This window comes from Bacillus luti, from assembly GCF_001884105.1.
GTDB classification, from domain to species: Bacteria; Bacillota; Bacilli; order Bacillales; family Bacillaceae_G; genus Bacillus_A; species Bacillus_A luti.
On the sequence record NZ_MACI01000034.1, the window covers coordinates 98667 to 119211 of the forward strand.

General features: G+C 37.2%; 18 protein-coding genes and 1 pseudogene. 3 read left to right on the forward strand and 16 right to left on the reverse strand.

The window, feature by feature from the left end:
- Positions 1 to 212 precede the first annotated feature (212 nt).
- From BAQ48_RS08710 to BAQ48_RS08745, 9 genes are all read right to left on the reverse strand, one after another.
- Complete coding sequence (locus tag BAQ48_RS08710; RefSeq protein ID WP_071710766.1) at positions 213 to 674, reverse strand: VOC family protein; 462 nt, start codon at positions 672 to 674, stop codon at positions 213 to 215.
- 514 nt (positions 675 to 1188) lie between these two features.
- Entirely contained in the window at positions 1189 to 1563 is a 375-nt protein-coding gene (locus BAQ48_RS08715) for a hypothetical protein (RefSeq protein ID WP_242660452.1), read from the reverse strand.
- A 230-nt stretch (positions 1564 to 1793) separates the two neighbouring features.
- Complete coding sequence (gene lhgO, locus BAQ48_RS08720) at positions 1794 to 2996, reverse strand: L-2-hydroxyglutarate oxidase (protein WP_071710767.1); 1203 nt, start codon at positions 2994 to 2996, stop codon at positions 1794 to 1796.
- A gap of 58 nt (positions 2997 to 3054) precedes the next feature.
- Entirely contained in the window at positions 3055 to 3993 is a 939-nt protein-coding gene (gene glaH / locus BAQ48_RS08725; protein ID WP_071710768.1) for a glutarate dioxygenase GlaH, read from the reverse strand.
- 314 nt (positions 3994 to 4307) lie between these two features.
- Positions 4308 to 4436 (reverse strand): hypothetical protein, encoded by a 129-nt coding sequence (locus BAQ48_RS28395; RefSeq protein ID WP_278248813.1) that lies wholly within the window; start codon positions 4434 to 4436, stop codon positions 4308 to 4310.
- A gap of 93 nt (positions 4437 to 4529) precedes the next feature.
- Entirely contained in the window at positions 4530 to 4883 is a 354-nt protein-coding gene (locus tag BAQ48_RS08730) for a DUF3870 domain-containing protein (RefSeq protein WP_071710769.1), read from the reverse strand.
- Between the two features lie 32 nt (positions 4884 to 4915).
- Positions 4916 to 6358, reverse strand: coding sequence for an aldehyde dehydrogenase family protein (locus tag BAQ48_RS08735; protein ID WP_071710770.1), 1443 nt, complete (start codon positions 6356 to 6358; stop codon positions 4916 to 4918).
- 19 nt (positions 6359 to 6377) lie between these two features.
- Entirely contained in the window at positions 6378 to 7697 is a 1320-nt protein-coding gene (gene gabT, locus BAQ48_RS08740) for a 4-aminobutyrate--2-oxoglutarate transaminase (protein ID WP_071710771.1), read from the reverse strand.
- Positions 7698 to 7714: 17 nt separating this feature from the next.
- Complete coding sequence (locus BAQ48_RS08745; RefSeq protein WP_084064495.1) at positions 7715 to 9139, reverse strand: amino acid permease; 1425 nt, start codon at positions 9137 to 9139, stop codon at positions 7715 to 7717.
- A 308-nt stretch (positions 9140 to 9447) separates the two neighbouring features.
- Here BAQ48_RS08745 and BAQ48_RS08750 point away from each other — a divergent pair.
- Positions 9448 to 9638 (forward strand): annotated as a pseudogene (locus BAQ48_RS08750) (YflJ family protein).
- A gap of 131 nt (positions 9639 to 9769) precedes the next feature.
- Here BAQ48_RS08750 and BAQ48_RS08755 read toward each other — a convergent pair.
- From BAQ48_RS08755 to BAQ48_RS08765, 3 genes are all read right to left on the reverse strand, one after another.
- A complete protein-coding gene (locus BAQ48_RS08755; protein ID WP_071710773.1) occupies positions 9770 to 10723 on the reverse strand; it encodes a TRM11 family SAM-dependent methyltransferase in 954 nt (317 codons plus the stop codon).
- Positions 10724 to 10886: 163 nt separating this feature from the next.
- Positions 10887 to 12506: an N-acetylmuramoyl-L-alanine amidase gene (locus tag BAQ48_RS08760; RefSeq protein WP_071710774.1), complete on the reverse strand. Its 1620-nt coding sequence runs from the start codon at positions 12504 to 12506 to the stop codon at positions 10887 to 10889.
- Between the two features lie 239 nt (positions 12507 to 12745).
- On the reverse strand, positions 12746 to 13795 hold the full coding sequence (locus BAQ48_RS08765; RefSeq protein WP_071710775.1) for a M42 family metallopeptidase: 1050 nt from the start codon (positions 13793 to 13795) through the stop codon (positions 12746 to 12748).
- A gap of 126 nt (positions 13796 to 13921) precedes the next feature.
- On the opposite strand from BAQ48_RS08765, the gene BAQ48_RS08770 reads away from it, so the two are divergent.
- On the forward strand, positions 13922 to 14101 hold the full coding sequence (locus BAQ48_RS08770; RefSeq protein ID WP_071710776.1) for a hypothetical protein: 180 nt from the start codon (positions 13922 to 13924) through the stop codon (positions 14099 to 14101).
- 21 nt (positions 14102 to 14122) lie between these two features.
- Here BAQ48_RS08770 and BAQ48_RS08775 read toward each other — a convergent pair whose 3' ends face one another.
- The 3 genes from BAQ48_RS08775 to BAQ48_RS08785 form a co-directional block, all read right to left on the reverse strand.
- Positions 14123 to 14449, reverse strand: a complete 327-nt coding sequence (locus BAQ48_RS08775) for a nucleoside triphosphate pyrophosphohydrolase (protein WP_001277350.1) — start codon at positions 14447 to 14449, stop codon at positions 14123 to 14125.
- A 17-nt stretch (positions 14450 to 14466) separates the two neighbouring features.
- Positions 14467 to 14787: a hypothetical protein gene (locus tag BAQ48_RS08780; protein WP_071710777.1), complete on the reverse strand. Its 321-nt coding sequence runs from the start codon at positions 14785 to 14787 to the stop codon at positions 14467 to 14469.
- A 63-nt stretch (positions 14788 to 14850) separates the two neighbouring features.
- Positions 14851 to 15639, reverse strand: coding sequence for an enoyl-CoA hydratase (locus BAQ48_RS08785; RefSeq protein WP_000454183.1), 789 nt, complete (start codon positions 15637 to 15639; stop codon positions 14851 to 14853).
- Positions 15640 to 15949: 310 nt separating this feature from the next.
- On the opposite strand from BAQ48_RS08785, the gene BAQ48_RS08790 reads away from it, so the two are divergent.
- A complete protein-coding gene (locus BAQ48_RS08790) occupies positions 15950 to 17329 on the forward strand; it encodes an O-antigen ligase family protein (RefSeq protein ID WP_071710778.1) in 1380 nt (459 codons plus the stop codon).
- A 196-nt stretch (positions 17330 to 17525) separates the two neighbouring features.
- On the opposite strand, the gene BAQ48_RS08795 is transcribed toward BAQ48_RS08790, so the two are convergent.
- On the reverse strand, positions 17526 to 20168 hold the full coding sequence (locus tag BAQ48_RS08795; RefSeq protein WP_071710779.1) for an S-layer homology domain-containing protein: 2643 nt from the start codon (positions 20166 to 20168) through the stop codon (positions 17526 to 17528).
- Positions 20169 to 20545 lie beyond the last annotated feature (377 nt).

Genomic DNA, 20545 nt, shown 5'->3' on the forward strand with positions numbered 1-20545 from the left:
TTTTTTCAAAAAAACATACACTACTGTCTATTTTTTTATACAGTAGATAGTCGGTGATTATTAATCTCCAATTAGTCCCCCGCACTCACTAAAACTCAAAACAAAAAATCCTCCGAAAACTCAGAGGATAATTTAAACTATAGCTTTTCCACTTTGACAAAGTTATAGTTCCTTTTAAAATAATTTGACGAGATTTAAATTAAAAATCAAATTTATTCTTCATCCTCCAAGCTTTCCCACTCACTTAAATACATGACATCTTGTTTTACGTTTTTCTTTTCAGGAAGTAAACATAGAAATTCTAAAGAATTGCCATCAGGATCATAAAAATAAAGATTTGCAGTAGGTGTCCAAGTTTGAACCATAGGCTCAGAAGGTTCAAGACCAAAAGCGGCCCTTGGGTTTATTCCTTTATTCAGAAGCCATTCTCTTGCATGAATGATTTCTTCATAATTAACCTTGAATGCAAAGTGACTTGTATGGAATGCTTCTTCCGATACCTCCCAAACGCCTAGCATCTGTTCCTTCTTATTTTCTTTATCAAACCAAAAGAATGCTACACGGCGTTCTTCAATAGTGCGAGCATGAAATAATCCAAGTTTAGTATAAAACTCTTTTGCTACTTCTAAATTTTTTGTTTTAACATGTGTTTCATATAAAGTACCTGGAAACAAAGCATATCCCTCCTTTATATTAAAAAAATTCTTACTATAAATCCTATTTTAAGAAGCTAAAAATAGAAGTGCTATCGTATTTTTTCAACTTTGTAGCCCTAATGCTTAACAAAAAGTTCTCGTTTTCACTCCTAATAACCACCAACTAAAAATAGATGCCCCCGGATTCACCACCCGATTCCACACCTCGCCTTATCATCCAACTCCCCTACAACCGAACACTCACCAAAATTCAAAATAAAAAAGCCTCCGAAACATCGGAGGTATATATTTTAAGTAAACAGTCTAATTAAAACAAATTCTCAATTTATGAAATATTATACAATTTCCATAAAGTGAAACTTTAATCAGTGGGGGTTTTCTTCATCCCCCACTGATTATTAGCCTTCACCAATCGGACTTTTATGGGCAGTTGATCCCCCACCTAAATTCTTTGCTTTCGCTAAATTTTGAGGTGGGGGTCTTACTGCCCATTAAAGCGGGATAAAAAGTTTGATTACTTTCTACTATTTAACTATTCCCCTTTACGATAGTACCCATTTGCAATATATACATATAACATTCCAAAAGGGGCAATAAGCGGGCTAAGCATATAAAGCATTAAAATCTTAAATGCCTTCCACATCAACATAAATAGCAATGGTAAAATAATAAAATGACCACCCATAAGTGTATTTATCAAGTCATCCCAAACAATTGTTGCAAAAGGAAATAAAAGTCCAGCCAATACAATATATATTGTCAGCGAAAATGAAACCTCATTTACATATAGTAAAAATCCGGATACAGCCATTGAAATAATATATGATTTTACCAAATACTGAGTATCCACCCCATAAAACATTTTTCTGATGAATTGTATCATTTCGGAAATAGCACCTCCTAACATTTCATTTTATTCCTTATTTTAACATATAAAAGCCACTTATCGATATTTTAGTTAGAATTTTCAGAAATAATTTTAAAGAAACAACTAAAAAACTATTGATTTTCGAAATGAATTTTCATTAAAGCATTCAACAAACTCATATGTTACGAAATAAAGAGGGAAGCTATTTTGACAAAAGGTTATCAAAATAGCTTCTTATCTAACAGATTAAATTTTTCATAAAAATCTAATCAAACCCTAACCACCACTACATCCGGCACTTGCCTTACAATCTCCTCCCCAATCTTTATACTTGCCGTTGCGGCCGGGGATGGTGCATTACAAATATGCAGCGAATTGATGCCAGGGATAATGCAGAAGTCATCAACCATATTGCCGTTCGATAGGATGGCTTGTGCCCTTACACCTGCATGCGTTGGGACGATATCTTTTTCTGTTAGTTCTGGTATGAGGCGCTGTAAGCTTTTTAGGAATGATTGTTTACTGAATGAGCGCACCATTTCTTTTATGCCTTCTTTCATGTTTGGCATTGCCATTTTCCAGAAGCCTGTGTATGTCATTGTTTCCATGAAGTCTTTTATGTCGAAGTCTTTCTTCGTGTAGCCTTCGCGCTTGAAGCTTAATACTGCGTTCGGTCCCGCATGTACGTCTCCGTTTATCATTCTTGTGAAATGAACACCTAGAAACGGGAATTCTGGGTTTGGAACTGGGTAAATTAAATGTTTTACGAGATGGCGTTTTTCTGGGACGAGTTCATAGTATTCACCGCGGAACGGAACGATTTTCATATCCGTTAATATACCTGTCTTTTTCGCAATGCGATCGCTATGTAAGCCGGCGCAGTTAATGAGAAATTTCGCTTTAAATGTGCCTTTGTTCGTCTCAATTGTTACGGCATCTTTCTTTTCTGTAATACGCTCTGCGGCTGTTCCTAAGTGTACTTCACCGCCGCATTCTTGAATCAAACGAGCAAATGCATAACTGACTCCTTTATAATCAGCGATCCCGCACGAAGGAACACGGATTGCGCCTAGTCCTTTTACATGCGGTTCGACTTCTGCTAATTGTTCTTTATCTATTTTAGAAATATGCAAACCGTTTTGTAATCCTCTCTCGTATAAGTTATTTAAAAGAGGAAGTTCTTCTTTTTCTGTCGCGACAATGACTTTGCCGCACATGTCATAAGCGATGTCATTTTCTTTACAAAATTGGACCATCGCTGCGTTTCCTTCTTTGGCGAATTTTGCTTTATAACTCCCTGGTTTATAGTAAATACCCGAGTGAATGACACCGCTATTATGTCCTGTTTGATGATGTGCTAGTTCCTTTTCTTTTTCAATGATTGCGATTTTTGCATAAGGGAATTTTTTCGTTAAAGCCATTCCCGTTGAAAGACCAACGATTCCTCCGCCAATAATTATAAAGTCATACATCCTACTTCCCCCTTAATAGTATAAAAGGCAGGTCTCTTTGAAAGACCCGCCGTACATATTATTTAGAAAAACAACCGCGCTGACGCATGAGTTCTCTATATAAGTCTTTATTCTTTTCGAATGCCGCTCTTCCGTGCATCCAAAATAAATTGTTTAAAAGAACTAAATCACCAACTGGTAGTTTTAATGCATGTGTTGCCGGTGAGTTTTCAACTGAATACGATAAATCTTTCAGATAGTTTGCTTGTTCAATATTATCTGGATACGCAAACTGATCAATAAAGCAAATACATGGTGCGTTATTTACATCAAAAAACGTTTCACGATAGACGATTTCTTGCGAGTTTTTACTTGGTGGTGCTTTATACGTAATTTTAACAGATGCAAGCGAATGATCTCTAAATTTTTGAAGATCTTCCCAATCGTCTAAATGTAGTAAACGAGATTCTCCTCCTACTGCATTTTGCTCTTCAATTTTCATCATAAGAAGCCAGTCAGTTGGCTCATCAACGAATGTTCCATCTGTATGAAGTGTAAATAATCGGTACGCTTGACGGAGATACGAATCACTACTATCCGTATCTTTCACATTAAATCTTGCATAATACGTTCCTGTCATCGCATCAAAGTTCGGCGATCCGATTAAATGTGTTAACGCTGTCGCAAATTTCACGTAATCTGCTGGATCTATCGTTTCACCTTGTACGCCAATTGTAAATCCGCCCGTCTCACGGTCATGAATAATACCGCGAATGTTATCCATAAACGATTGCCCAAAAATCTTTCTCATACTATCTGCAAGATTAAACCGAGAATACGGAATGTATTGGAGTGACTGCTCTGAATGCTCTTTTACCTCTTCAAAAAACTGCTTAAGCAATTGCTGATTTAATACGATATGATATAAACGTTTATGCTCCGGATGAGGAACAATTTCATATCCCTCATATTTCTTTGCAAACTTCCTCTTCGCACTTTGTTCTGTAATAATCGACATTTCAATTCCTCCCTAAATGAAATATGAAGAACGTATTGACGCTTTTTACAGACAGTTATCCTTATCTTCTTATGCTGAGATCCGGTCTTACTGCCCTAACAACGAAAAAGCCAGTCATACATATCCACGACAAAACAATCGCAGATACATACAACTGGCTCATAATTACGAGTGTTCTTTAATCTCTTAAAGTACAATAATAATAGACAGTTCATATGAAAATATGTGTAAAACAGGAAAACAAGATCGAATTTAGAGAAGGCTAATTTCTCGAATGGATCTTATTAATTAATTAAATAATAATTCAAAATATTCTAACTGTCAATTCGTTTTTTCTTATTTTCTCTACAAACTTTACACATTTTACAAATCCCCTTACTTTCCGCACATCCTCTTTTTTTCGTCTCTTGTTTTACAACTTGCACTTCGTTTACCTTTTTCATATTCCTTGCCTCCTCAATAAAAATAAGCCAGTCGTATCCCGTTAACGGAAATACAACTGGCTCTCGTTTATAGCTATACAAACTAGACAGTTTTTATGGTGTTGTTTCCTCGTACTCTCCCTCGAGCTGTTCATCATTTAAATAACTTACATATTGGCGATGTAAATCTTTTACCGCACTGACGATAGCATTTTGCGCTTTTCCTTGATAATGGTCCGTAATATCTTGCACAATTTCTTCAATACCATCTTGCAAACTATGTCCTCTCAACATTTGAGCGACGAAGTCTCTACCGTGCTCTGTCGCAAGCGTACATGACGCTTCAATAATGACATGATATTTATGATCTGCCTCAATTGTAATTGTTAATGTTTCATACATACTGCGAACAGCCATCCCTTTCGGAAGTCTCGAGTGTCCTGCCATGAAAAATGTCCCTTTACGCATATTTCATCCTCCGTTACTATGTTTTTTAGCACTTATACTTGATCTACGTATACTGTCTTTATTCTCGTGTAAAATTCTTTCGCCGCTTTTCCTTGTTCACGCGGGCCAGCACTAGAGTTTTTCATTCCGCCAAATGGAACTTGTGGTTCTGCTCCTGCAGTTTCTGAATTCACATGAACCATGCCAACTTCCATATCATCAATAAACCTTTGCGACAAACTTAAATTATTCGTACAAATCGATGCACTTAGTCCGTATTCTGTATCGTTCGCTACAGAAACTGCTTCTTCATAACTATTCACTTTAAATAGACATATAACTGGGCCGAAAATTTCTTCTTTTGCAATGCGTGCATCTACATCTACATTTTCAAAAATAGTCGGTAACACGTAACAACCGTCCTGCAATTCTGCTTCGTCCGGCACGCTGCCTCCATACAGTAAAGAAGCCTCTCCTTTTCCTACTTCAATCATCGATAAAACAGATTGCTGCTGCCCCTTGGAAACACATGGGCCCATAAATGTATTACTATCTAGCGGGTCCCCAACTGTAAGAGCTTCCGTGCGCTGCAATAGTCGATCGCGAAACGCTTCATAAATACCCTCTTCTACAATGACTCTACTTGTTGCGGTACATTTTTGCCCCGTGGACATAAACGCACCTTTTATCGTAATGCTTACCGCTTTTTCAATATCAGCATCCTTTAATACAACTAGCGGATTTTTCCCGCCCATTTCTAATTGTACTTTTTTCCTAGTTTCAACGGCTGCTTTCTGAATGATATTGCCAACGTGATTAGAGCCAGTAAAGGATACCGCTTTTATATCCGGATTTCCCGTTAACTCTGCTCCCACTTCAGATCCTTTGCCGAACACACAGTTTATAACACCTGCCGGAATACCAGCCTCATGAAACGCACTTACAAGATGGTACACCGATTTTGGCGTCACTTCAGCCGGCTTAATGACAATTGTATTTCCGTATATAAGTGCCGGCGCCATTTTCCACGCTGGAATCGCAATGGGAAAATTCCACGGCGTAATTAATCCGACGGGTCCTACTGCTACACGTTTACTGTAAAGCATCGTACTTTCATTCGCAGACGGAATGATCTCTCCAATCGGCTGATTCGCTTCCCCCGCATAATATTCAAGAATGCTAATTGCCCGCTTCGTCTCGCCTATCCCTTCTGCAATCGTCTTTCCTTCTTCATTCGTTACATCTCGGCCAATTTCCTTTACCTTCTCTTTTAAAATAGCTGCCGCTTTCCATAAATAGCTTGCTCTTTCTTGAAACGATAACTTTTGCCATTTATAAAAAGCTTCTTTCGCTGATGCAATTGCTAGTAGTGTATCTTCTACTGAACTAAACGGGAATTCGCCTAGCACTTCCCCGTTATGCGGATTATAATTTTTCACATATGCATTCGTGGAAGGCTCTCTCCACTCACCGTTTATATAATTGAAAAACTTCATTCCCCTGCCCCCACCATTTTTATTTTGATAGTTTTGCAATTGCCGCTTCTAAAATAGTAAGCCCTTCTTCCAGCTGTTCATCTGTTATAACGAGAGGTGGTAAGAAACGAAGTACGTTACTATAAATACCTGCACTTATCGTAATAACCCCTTTACTATGCGTTTCCTTCATAATCGCTTTCACTTCTTCCGTCGCTGGCTCTTTCGTTTCTCTGTCTTTTACAAGCTCGATTGCAGTCATCGCACCGATTCCTCTCACATCACCAACTAGTTCGTATTTCTCTTTCCAACTATTAAATACTGTCATCATTCGTGCGCCAATTTCAGCGGCGCGATTTACTAAATTCTCTTCTTCTATAATATCTAAAACAGCTAACGCAGCTGCGCAAGCAACTGGACTTCCAGAGAATGTACCTCCAAGTTGACCAGGTCCAGGCGCATCCATTAGTTCCGCTCTCCCTGTTACTGCGCTAAGCGGCATGCCAGCAGCAATTGATTTTGAAAATGTCATTAAATCAGGAGCTACGCCGAAATGATCCATTGCAAATAAGCTACCCGTACGAGCAAAACCAGTTTGAATTTCATCCGCAATCATTACAATTCCGTACTTATCACAAATAGTTCGGACACCTCGCATAAACGTAGTCGTCGGAACGATAAATCCACCTTCTCCTTGAAGGGGTTCCAAAATAATCGCTGCAATATTATCACTTGCGACTTCTTCTAACATAAAACGTTCGAAATACGATAAAATTTGTTCGTCTACTTCTTCTTGCGTCAATCTTTCGTCAGCACGGTAATAATACGGATATGGTAATTTATACACTTCGGATGCGAACGGCCCAAATCCATGCTTGTACGGTTTCACCTTACTTGTAAGTGACATCGTCATAAGTGTACGTCCGTGATAAGCTCGTTCAAACGATACGATTGCGCTTCTTCCCGTTGCCTTTCTAGCTATCTTCACTGCATTTTCTACTGCTTCAGCTCCGCTATTAGCAAACATCGTTTTTTTCTTAAAATCACCTGGCGTTAATTCATTCAGTCTTTCAGCTAACGCAATATAACTTTCATATGGCGCTACGTGGAAACAACTATGAATAGAAGATTCCACTTGTTCTTGAATCGCCTTCACTACTTTCGGGTGACAATGCCCAACGTTTTGCATACCAATTCCGCCCGCAAAGTCGATCAGTTCATTCCCATCTATATCTGTAATAATTGCTCCCTTTGCCGATTGCACATACAGCTCTGTAATATTGTATGGCCCTTCTGGCACCGCATTTTTTCTTCTTTCATGTAATATGCTAGATTTTGTAGTAACAATATCTTTCAACATGGAACATACCCCTTTTCTTATTCTTTTTCTAGGCTAATTTCCGAATCTTTTATAATCGTAAAATCATTCAACTTTTGCTTATCTAACTTTCTAACTCTTAGAAAATAACTTATGATTACTAGGGTAGTAGCTAGTAATGTCATGTAAAACTGCATGCGCATATCTGCGATGAACGCCTGCGAAACAAAGATCGTAACAATCATTAAAAGCGTTGCATATGTGAGATAAGGGAATAACCACATTTTCACTTTCAGCTTTCCAGCCCCTTCTAGTTCCCTTTCTCGTCTTAACTTCACATGCGAAACGGCAACAAACATATACATAAGCATCGTTACTCCACCTGAACTATTCGCTAAAAACGCAAACAGTTTGTCAGGAGATATAAATTTCAACATCGCACAAATAAAGGCAAATACGATACTCGCATAGATCGCGATAACCGGCGTTCCTCTACTATTTAACTTTGAAAAGGCGGATGGAGCGTCACCTTTTTTCGCCAGTGAAAATAACATACGCGAACTCGTATATATACCTGAATTCATAACGGAAAGTAGTGATAAAAATACGACACCATTCATGATTTCTGCGGCTGCAGGTACTCCTGCCATATTAAATAAACTTGCATATGGAAGCTTTAATAACTCCTTATCCGTCCACGGAATAAACATAACTAAAATTGTTACCGATCCGACGAAGAAAAGCATAAGGCGCCATACTACACTATTAATCGCTCGTATAACATTCTTCTCTGGATTTTCCGATTCCCCGGCCGCAATCGCTGCGACTTCACTTCCTGATAACGAGAACGAAATAAACACAACGCTCAGTAAGACAGGGACAATACCGTTCGGGAAGAAACCACCGTGTTCTGTAATAATAGAAAGACTCGGTCTATCCACCCCTGGAACAAGACCAAAGAACATCGAAACTCCTAAAATTAAAAACGCAACAATCGCCACAACTTTAATAAACGCTAACCAATATTCAAACTCACCGTACAATTTCACTGAATATACATTCGTCATCGTCATTAAAAGGACCATACATAAACTCGCAATCCAAGCTGGAATGGAAGGAAACCAATTGTTAATCATGACGCCTAAAAGCACCGCTTCGATTGCGATAATAATGACCCAGTTAAACCAATACAACCATCCGATCGTATACCCTGCCCACGGCCCAATTGCTTTATTCGCATACGTTGCGAAAGAACCGCTATCAGGATTTTCCGCCGCCATTTCTCCTAGCATCCTCATCACGAGCACAACCATTAAAGCACCGATAATATAGGACAAAATTGCAGCCGGCCCTGACGACTGAATAATCGTCCCACTCCCTACAAACAAACCGCCCCCGATAACCCCGCCAATCGAAATCATTGTTATATGCCGCGTTTTTAAATCTTTTTGTAACTCCTTTTTCTCTTTAGCCAAACAGTTCACCAACCCCTCCATTAGCATGAACGTGCGCCACAATCCATTGATAACGCTTTCTCAAAATCCCCTCCTACGTTTTAAGAAAAAATAAAAAGAGCCAGAAAAACAACGCATACAGCTGCATTGAATTTTACTGCCTCTATCCTTATGGCTCGTCCTCCTGCTAAGGAAGCTCGAGTGGGAAAGAAGTTCCTCTATTCATTTCAAACATACATCCGGGCTTACAGGGAGGCTAATCACTGTCATCCGATAATAAGTTAATCATAATATAAATAAACTGAATATTCAATATTAATTTGAGGTGAAATTTCCAAATCACCCCAACATATACTGTTCAAAAGCAAAAGGAAGTGATCTCATGTACTACGGAACAAAAGGCTGGTACGTAGCCGAACTGAAAAAATTAGGCGTTCGTTACTATGAAGGACGAAAGCTAGAAAGCTACCGCGGGCACGTTTTACGCAATTTATTAATCGCACAACAAGAGAAACTAAAAGAACAGTAATTTACTAACAAAACAACTCTTGGAATATATCGGCTATCCGGCTAGAACTTTCAAATCATCCATCTAAACCCCCAACCAACCCCACATCAATACAAACAAAAAAGGTCACCCAAACGGGTGACCTTCCTTTCTTATTCACAAACAAGAATTTGTCTAGTAAATGATCCTTTTCTTGTAATACAACGATCTGTAATTTCAAATCCTGCTTCATGAATCATATCGTCCATTGTTTCCATCGTAACAACGACTACTTTTTTAGCAATGCGACGTGCGCTTGAAAGAATAGAAAGCTGATCTTCTGGTGTTGCGTGCGTAAATAAGTCGTACGGCATATCGATAATGGCAACATCATAGTTCTCAGTAATCTCCTCGATTGGACCTTTTGTTACCGTTCCTTCAAACCCGAAATGTGCGATGTTTTTTCGCGTTCCAAGAACTACAAGTGGATTAATATCTCTACCAACGATGTTAATTCCCATAGAAAGAGCTTCTACTACTACCGTTCCAATACCGCAGCACGGGTCAATCGCTCGTACTCCCTCTGGATTTGGCACAGCAATATTTGCAACCGATCTCGCAACACGTGTGCTAAGAGATGTCGAATAGCTATGCGGTTTTTTGATGTGATGATACCAAACTGGTTCACTTTCTACATAATGTCCGAAATACCAACGTCCTCCAAGAGGAACAATCCCAAATACACGCTCCGGATTACGAACGTCCGCTTCTCCTTCAATATGCATGCCGAGATCTCGTTCAATAAGACGGCGCTCTCCATATTCAATCTTATTTTCTTTCCCAAGGTCATTTATTTTCACAAAGATAACTTTGAACGTCGCTCCCGCCAAGTCAATTTGTTCCACTTGTTTTAGGATGCTTTCTAAGTCGTCTCCTTCATACATAACTTCAACGCGTTCTTTAATAAACGCACTTCTACTCGGATCAATCTTAACGTCACTTTTCAAAATATTAACGTGAGACTCCATTCCAAAGAACGAACGCATTTCCAAATAACATAAAGCGCGCTCCTCCTCACGAAATGCATACGTATATATACATGCAGGTGTTTTACTATGATTATTCAATCTATGATCATCCTTTATCAGTTTAAATTATTATTATCACAACTACTCGAACGTTTTTTTGTATATAAAATTAAATGATATCACATGCCCGAAATAAAGAGAAACCTTTATAATCTGTTTCATAAATAAAAGAGACTGCCTATTGGCAATCTCTTTTTAAATATTAACGGAAAGAAGATACGTTATTACCCATTGCTTCGTAGTAATCTAAAATACCTTGATAAATCGCTTCTGCTGCACGTTGTTTCTGTTCTGCTGTAGCGATTTTATCTGCATCACTTTTATTATCTACAAATGCTAATTCTGTTAATACAGCTGGCATTGTATTATATTTTATTACGTACCACTGATCTGGTTTCGCACCACGATCTTTTGTTCCAAGTGCTGTTACAAGACGTTTTTGAATTTTTTCTGCTAATAAGCGACTTTCTTCTGTATTTGGATTCGTTGATCTTGCCGGCGCTGCATAATAGAACGTTTCTGTACCTTTCCCATCTTTACCTGTAGAACCGTTACCATGGATACTTACGAAAATGTCACCATTATTTGCATTAGCGAATTCTACCCTTTTCACTAAAGACTCTGAAGAATCATTTCCTGGACGTGTATTATTCTCACGAGTTAACATCACAGTAAACGGTGTCTTTTTCTCAAATATTTTCTTTAATCGTAATGATACATCTAATACGATTTGACTTTCTTTTTCATAATAACCAGTATTTCCTGAGTCAATTCCACCATGACCTGGATCAATAATAATCGCTTTACCTTCTAAGAAGTTACCTTGTTTCACTGGGTTTAGTTGGTTTTTATCAAGCCACTGGAATCCACTATTTGTACGGATACGAATCCAGCTATCTTTTTCTTCAATAACTGTTACTGTTTGTGCTGCACGTTTCGCTAACACTTTAGAAGAATGTGATGCTTCTGCATATGTTGTAAATTCTTCGTTAATCACTTCTGTTTTCTCTTTTAAAGGTGTCCATTTATCGCCTTTACTCGTTACAATTTTAATCCATCCATCTCGCTCTTCTTTTACTACAACTGTTTGTGGTTCATGTTGCACGTCAGTAATTCCTGATGATAAAGATGGTTGGTGATATGTAATGAACTTACGATCGATATTCATTTTCTTCGTTGTATCTTCTGGTTTGCTAGTATTATCATTATTTTCCTTTAGCTTGTCCGCTTTATACGTCATTTGTGCTGCTTGTTCACGTGGGATAGAAAGATCCGGACTCCAAGTTTTCGCTCCTGTACCGGCAGAAATCTCTAACGCTACTAAAATATTTGCCGCTTCTTTACCGAAGTGATTTTCTAAATCAGTAAATTTATTCGTTATTGGGGCTTTTACGAATCCTTGTAATTTATAAGCCTTCACAAGCATAGACGCCATCTCAGCACGCGTTACTTTTCCGTCAGGATCAAATACACCTGCTCCTCGTCCTGCAATAATATTTTCTTTTTCAATTGCTGCAATATACTGAGCTGCCCAATGATTTTTTGAATCATTAAAAGATGGCTTCGCCGCTGGATTAACTTTTAAGCCAATTGCTTTCGCTACAATTGTCGCTGCTTCAGCACGTGTTAAAAGACCTTGTGGTACAAAGGTACTGTCCGTCATACCGCTAATTACATTTCTCTCTACTAAATAGTAAATTGCATCTTTTGACCATGCATTATCCGGAACATCTGTAAACTTCTTCGTTTCTGCTAAACTACTAACTGGATAAGCTAGTAAACTTGCCGCTAACATACCAGCAGCTATTGCTTTGTACTTCATAAAAAATAAATCCCCTCTCGAAATCTCACATTATACAATTCTCTTAATCAAACTAATATTAAAAATATTAATTGGAAAATAACTCCTATAATAGTTTATAACATTCTATCACTGTAGTAAATACGTTTCCCACTTGTATTATTGAAAATGAGTATATAAGGAACAATAAATATAAATAAAATTCAAAAAAGCTGACTAAAAATACTATTTTCAATCAGCTTTCTTTATTCTCTATGAAATTAGCCTTCAATTAAATTAGACAGCACATACGCATATATGAGTGCTTCTGTATGCGCAATCGAGCTTTCATGCGTACGCTCAAATGCATGAGAAGAATCAATACCCGCTCCAATTAATGCATGTTTCACATCAAATCCAGCACGAATCGCAGCGGATGCATCAGATCCGTAGAATGGATAAATATCTACTTTATATTCAATATTGTTCGTTTTCGCAAGCTCCACTAAATGTTTACGTAATGCATAATGGTACGGACCGCTAGAATCTTTCGCACAAATAGATACTGTATATTCGTCAGATGTTTGTCCATCACCTAACGCTCCCATATCAACTGCTAAATATTCAACCGTTTCTTCTGGAATGTTAGAATTACCACCGTATCCGATTTCTTCATTATTAGAAATTAAGAAATGCGTTGTATATGGTAATGTTACGTTTTCATCTTGTAATCTCTTAATTAATTTTAATAGAATCGCAACACTTACTTTGTCATCTAAATGACGTGATTTTATGTATCCACTCTCTGTAATTTGAACGCGCGGATCGAATGAAACGAAGTCTCCTACTTCAATCCCTAACTCACGTACTTCATTTACCGAAGAAACACGCTCATCAATACGAACTTCGATATTTTGCTCATCTCGTTTCGCTTCACCTGCATTTTTGTATACGTGTACAGATGTTTGATGCATTAAAATCGTTCCTGTATACGTCTTACCGCTTGATGTTTCAATTTCGCAATATTCCCCTTCTACAGAGTTCCAGCGAAATCCACCAATCATAGAAAGGCGAAGACGACCGTCAGGCTTAATTTCTTTCACCATCGCCCCTAACGTATCAACGTGCGCTGTTAATAAACGGTGCTGTGCATCATTTTTTCCTTTTACCGTAATAATAAGAGCCCCTTTATTGTTACGCTTCGTTTCCACATTCCAATCACTTACATAGTTTTCAATAAAACGAATAATTTTCTCTGTATTTCCAGATGGACTCGGAATAGAGACAAGCTCCTTAATAAGTTCCATCGTTTCTTTCGTATGATGTGCCATCGTCGTTTCCTCCTCATTTTCTCTACTATTCAGTATACAAAATTTACTTGAAAACCTCTACTCATATAGCTTAATTTTCTAAATTGTAGTAAAATTCACTTTAGTATACAAAAGGAGTTATGAAATATGAATATATCAAAAAAACATGTACACATTGCACTCATTTGGTTTTTAGCATCATTATTTTGCTTACAAATTTCTTACGCAGTTCATACTACTACTTCTATTACAATCGGCTGGATAGTAACAGCTATTTTCTTCATCATTAGTTTAATCGCAACAAAAAAGCATAGCATTACTCACTAACGCTATGCTTTTCCTATAAAACTATTCTTCTGAAACATCTAATAAATAAATGCCTCTTTCAAATCCACCGCGCTCTATTTCCTTTTGCTTACGAAGACGTTCTACATCTTCAATCGATGCACCTTCTGCACGCGCCAATGAAATAATAACTTCCAGTGCATCTGCAAGAGAATCTAGCGCATGTTCACGCTCTTTCATAGAAGCAAATTCACGAATTTCTTCCGTTCCAATTTTCGCTAACGCTTGTATGTATGCTTGCCCTGTTAACTTTTGTGCTGTATACGTTTTTCCAGACATTAAAATCTTCTCTGGAACACGATCTCTTACTAACTTGTTATACGCTGACATCATTCAACCTCCTATACTTAGAAACACCCAAGCTCTGCTTTATAAAATAACCACTCTTTTTTCACACAAGCACTTAACATATCAATTCCTGATCCGTGCGCCCTTACTGCTGGAAAGAAATAATGCTCTGATTCTTCTTTCTTATCGCCGTATAAAGTCTGGTACGCATCAGGAATCGCCTCTTTTTTCACATCCCGTTCTTTCGTCACCTCACCTGAGAAAGCAACACTTGGATGTCCTTCAAAAAACAACGCAGTTCGCACTGCCATAGATGGTGTACTATGCAGAGCATAATATGCTATTACAATCATGCCGATCACACCGATAATTTTCTTCATATATTACTCCTTAAAAAAAGTGCTAACACAATTATACTAAAATGTGTTAGCACTTTCTCCACTTTATTCACCTTTAAATGTAGGTAAACGCTTTTCTAAAAATGCAGCAATGCCTTCTTTATGATCCGCTGTTTGTCTCATCGCATATTGGCCGCGTTTTTCAAGCTGCAATGTTTGTTCTAAATTAGAGCGATTTACTTCACATAAAATTTGCTTCGTTTGAATCATCGCTTTAATCGGTTTTTGTGACCATTCACTAATTTTTTGCTTCACAGCCGTTTGGAAATCCTCGCCGATTACTTCATCAATTAAGCCGATATCAAGCGCTTCGCTCGCCGATAATTTCTTTCCTTCCCAAATAATTTGCTTCGTCACATTTTCACCGACGCGCTTTTGAAGGAAGAAATGACCGCCACCATCTGGAATTAAAGCGATTCCAATAAAGTTCATCGCAATAATAGATGATATATCTGCCATCACATAATCAGCTGTTAATGCAATACTTAACCCAAGACCTGCAGTTGGTCCATGAATGGCACTAATAACAAGCTTCGGCATCGTATATAAAGTCACAACGACTTCAGAAATAGTGTTCATAATGCCATCAAACTTGCTTTCATCATTACTCGAAAGCATCGATTTAATATCCCCACCCGCAGAAAAACCACGGCCATTCCCGCATAGCACAACAATGTGTGCAGAACTCTCCGCTACTTCTTTCAGCTTTTGTAATAGCTCTTTTAATGTTGGCTCATCTAATGCATTTAACACCTCTGGGCGATTGACCATAACCGTTGCAACGCGCCCTTCATACTTCACAACAACAGATTCTGTTTTACTTGTTACTTCCATTATATATACCCCTCTTTTCTACATAAAGATTATACTTATATAATTATAGAAAGCAGGTGAAAAACCCTTCTTTTTTCTTAATTTTCTGTCTAATAATCGTGTAATTTGTATATAGCCTCGTATAAAACATACAATTCCGTTGAAAAATATAGCAATTAAAGTCGGTTTACCCATCTATTTCATCTATTTACCATTACAATGAAATGGTGTATTCTTAAGTTTGATATAAAAAATTAAATATAGAAATTCATTCTCCTTCCTATTAATATAGAGGTGCTGAAAATAAAAGAATGAAGAAATGGAGGAACATATGGTTACTAAGTTGAAACAGACGGATAACTACTTCCCGCATTTCCTACTGCTATTCATTGTATTTCAACCAATTTTAGATTTACTAACATCTTTCTCAATCTATGTATTACACATGAGTGCAACAGTCGGAATCGTAGTCCGTTTCGCCTTTATGCTTCTTGCATTAGGTTATCTACTTCTTCATCATAAACAACCAGGTGCAAAAAAGTATATTCTCTACTTATGTCTCCTTGGCATCGTACTCGCAATCGGCCTTGTGAATAATTTAATGGTCAAATCTCCAGTTTCATTTGGAGAAGAAGTGAAATTTATTTTGAAAAGTGTATATCCAATTGTACTACTGTTTGGATATATTATCGCACTAAAAGAATTAAAAAATAATGAATATGTATTTCATAAAATCATTACCTATTTCTTATATGCAACATTAATTTTGAGTATTTCACTTATTACAGCAATGGTAACGGGTACAGATTTCCAAAGCTACCCTCACTCAAAGATCGGTTCAAGAGGTTGGTTCTTTGCTGGGAATGATTTAAGTTCTATTTTTGCAATTATGTTCCCAATCGTTGTCTTATACTCAGTTCATAAAACAACATCTTTCTCGAAATTCTATTACTGGATTCCAACTGTACTCGCGATGTATGCAAGCATTATGGTCGGAACGAAAGTAGGATACGGTGCAATTCTTGTTACGCTTGGTGTGGCACTGTTATTCTCATTCATTCAATACATGATCCATCGCAAACAAGAAGGAAAAGGATTCACACATCTTGTAAATACAGTTATTGCTGCTGTCGTATTAGGAGGGTTACTTGCACTTACACCACAAACCCCTATCGCAAAAAATATGAGCATTCATTTACAAATGTATGAATACAAAAAATCAGTACAAGAAGAAAAAGAACGAAAAGAAGGCAAAGTAATTAAAGAAGAAGAACATAAGCCCGGTGAACTATCAGACTCTGAAGTGAAAAGCTTAATTTACAGTGATCGTGACAAGTATTTAAAAGTATACAAACAATATTATAAAGACGCACCACTATCTCAAAAACTATTTGGAATGGGATACGCTGGTAACTATACAACGAAAATAAAGTTAATCGAAATGGATTTCTACGACCTATTCTTCGCATTCGGAATTGTCGGGTTCCTTATGTACTTACTACCGATTCTTTATTTCGGTATAAAAATATTCATTCGTATAATCACAAACTTCAAGAAACTATTTAGCACAAAACACATGCTACTAGCTAGCACACTCGTCCTATCACTCGGCATCGCCTTTATGTCCGGACACGTATTAACAGCACCAGCCGTTAGTATTTTCTTTACTGTTATACTTGCTTATATGATCGTTGATTTGGAGATTGAATAGCACTTGAAATACCATGCACTCATTTTGAGGGCATGGTATTTTTTATACCTTCTATATTTAATGCTGATTTCCCATCGCATTGCCACAATCAAACATCAACAATCCCCTTCTCACAAACAGACGAATAATATAAAAAATCCCTTGCAGGAAATTTCCTACAAGGGATTTTTATCAATAACAGATAAACTATCTATTATTATTTTTTAACAATAGTAGTTGATGCAGTTACTTCACCAAGTGATAACTTGTTACCTGCAGCATCTGTAATGTTGATGTCTGCATTATTTGCACCTTTTGGTACTACGCTAATTGTTGCAGCTTGAGCAACGTTTAGATCTTTTTCAACTGTTAAGTAAACAGTGTTTTTCTCTTCTGCTCCACCATGCTTAATACCTTTAACTGCTACATCGTTACCATTTACAACAACTTTTAAGTCATTGATAAATTGAGCGTCGTCTGCAGTGAACTCTTTAACATTTTCGTTAAATGTTACTTTGATTGTATTTGAAGTTTCAGCTTCGTTAGTAGCTTTCACATACACAGCACTTGCTAATTTTGGAGCTGTGTTATCAGCGAAGTTGATTAATTTTTCAACTGGAGCTTTTGTTTGAGCGTTAGCTACTACTTTGCTTCCAGAAGCAGTTAATACGTTTGTGCTAATTGTAAATTTAGCATCTTGAGCTTTTGAGAAATAATTTTTTGGTAAAGAAATCTTAACGATTTGTTTGCTACCAACGAATTCTACAGTTGTACCTGTTGGTAATGCTTTACCATCGATTTTGTAGTTTTCTACATCTTTCGCGTTACCGCTCATGTCTTGACCGTAATTTACAGTGATTACATCACCTGCGATTGAAATAATGTCAGCAGTTTTTTCTACTACAGGTGTTACGATACCTGTTGAAGAAACAGTTGTATTGAATGCAACGTTGCTATTTGTGTTTACAGAGTAAGAAGCTAAGTTCTCATCTTTTGCAAACTTAACAGCACCAGCTTTTACTTCTACTGTGTAAGGCTCATCTTTTGCTTCTGAACCAAGTTTAATGTTTAATACATCGCCAACAGCTGTGATGTCAGATGTTACAACTACGCCATCTTTGTCACGTACTACGATTTGGTCTTTATTATTTACAGCAATTTTACCATTAAATTTAACTAATAAGTTATTGCCTTCAATTTTGTTTAAGCTATCAGTAGCTACTTTTGGTGTAGCAGTATCAGCAGCTAAAGAAACGCTCATATCAACTGGTTTACCAAGTAAGTTTACTGTATCTTTGTAGTTTTTAATGTTAACACTTAAGTCAACGTTCTTTTCGCTACCTGCATATAATGGGTTAAGAGCTCCCTTTGCATCTTCTTTAACAGAAACGATGTATGAAGTTGCATCTTGTGGATCAACTGTAAATTGTACTGCACCATTACCGCCTTGAGTATTGTAAGCTGCTGTTGGGAACGTGTAGTTACCTTTTTTCACAGTTAATTCAGGTTGTTGGCTTAATGGTTCTGAGAATGTAACTTTGAAAGTACGGCTGTTAAGAGCTTTAACTTCTTTCACTTCTGGTGCTGTTGTATCAGAAGCTACAGTGTATTTTGTTGTTAAGATTGAAGATTTATTAGGATTTACGCGTAATGTATCTTCAGCATCATATACAACTACTTCATGATCGCCTTTTGCGAAGATTCCATTATTAGCAATTGCAGAAGTTGTTAAAGTGTATACACCTGGTGTTTTACTTGCAACTTTTGCACCTTCGATTTTAACGCCATCAATTTTAACGTCAGCATTTTCTTTTACTGGTTTGTTGAATGTTAATTCAACTGATTTACCAACAACGCGTGCACCTAATAATTCTGGAGCTGTTGAGTCAGAGAATGTTTTTTCTGTATCAAGATATTTTTCTACAGGTTTTAAGTCAGCACCTAATACGCCTGTAGTTGAGTGTACTGCATATTTGTCAGAGTTAGCAAATGCTTTCTCAGCTTTTAATTTGAAAGTTACGCTCTTACCGTCTTTTGAAAGAACACCTTTCTCATTAGCTTCACCTTCAAAATCAGCAGATGTTAAATCAGCACCATTTTGTTTGAAAATGTAGTTAGATTCTTTAATCGCAGATTTTTCATTTACTGGGCTTGTGAATGTAACTTTAATTTCTTGAGCGTTGATCGCACTTACAGATTCAACTTTAGCATCAGTTTTTACTTCTGGATGATAGTTCATCGCATTGTAGATGAATTGAGCAGCTTGCTCACGAGTTACAACGCCGTTTGGATTGAATTTGCCTTCACCTTCACCAGATACGATACCTAAGCTTGCAAGAGTCTCGATTGAAGTTTTTGCAGTTGCCCAAGATAAACCGTCGATGTCATTGAAAGTTTTCTTATTGTTGTCATCAGCTTTGAAGCCGTATGCGTTAACAAGAAGCTGTGCCATTTGTGCACGAGTTAACTTCTCGTCTGGACCGAATTTATTGTCGCCTAAACCAGCCATGATTTTGTTAGCTTCAGCAGCTGCGATGTATTTAGCATACATGTTGCTTTCTGGTACATCTGTGAATGGAGTTTTTGTTGAACCAGCTTCAATGCCTTTCGCTTTTACCATGAAAGTAGCTACTTGAGCACGAGTTACATCGTCACCAAATCCGAATAGGCCATTACCAGTACCTACGATAATACCTTTTGCAGCCATAGAATTGATCGCATCTGCAGACCAATGTCCTTTAGGAACATCTTTAAATGCGCCCTCTTCTGCTGCTGTAGCAACTGGTGCTACTACTCCTGCTACCATTGCAGCTGTCATTGTACCAGCCATTAATTTGTTAAAAGACTTATTTTTTGCCATTGATTTATTTCCTCCTTGAGAAATATAATACTAGCTTTAGAAATATGTATTTGAAAAACTAGTGATTTACCTGATTCATATATTAAAATTACAAACTCTTTTTAAGAAAAGCAGAATTTATCAGCCATAATAAATTCTATCTTTTACCAAAAAGTTAAACCATGTATATAATACGTCATAATTCTTTTTTTTAAAAGATTTTATTATCGCATAATTCGACAATTTCTTAACATTTGTCGAATTATATCTTTATCAAATTTTCTAATATGTAAACGTATATACATCGTTTGTATTTAATATACAGATAGTATTATAGCATAAATCCTGAATGGATTGATAATTTATATTCTTTAAAATTATCGACACTCTTCGACATG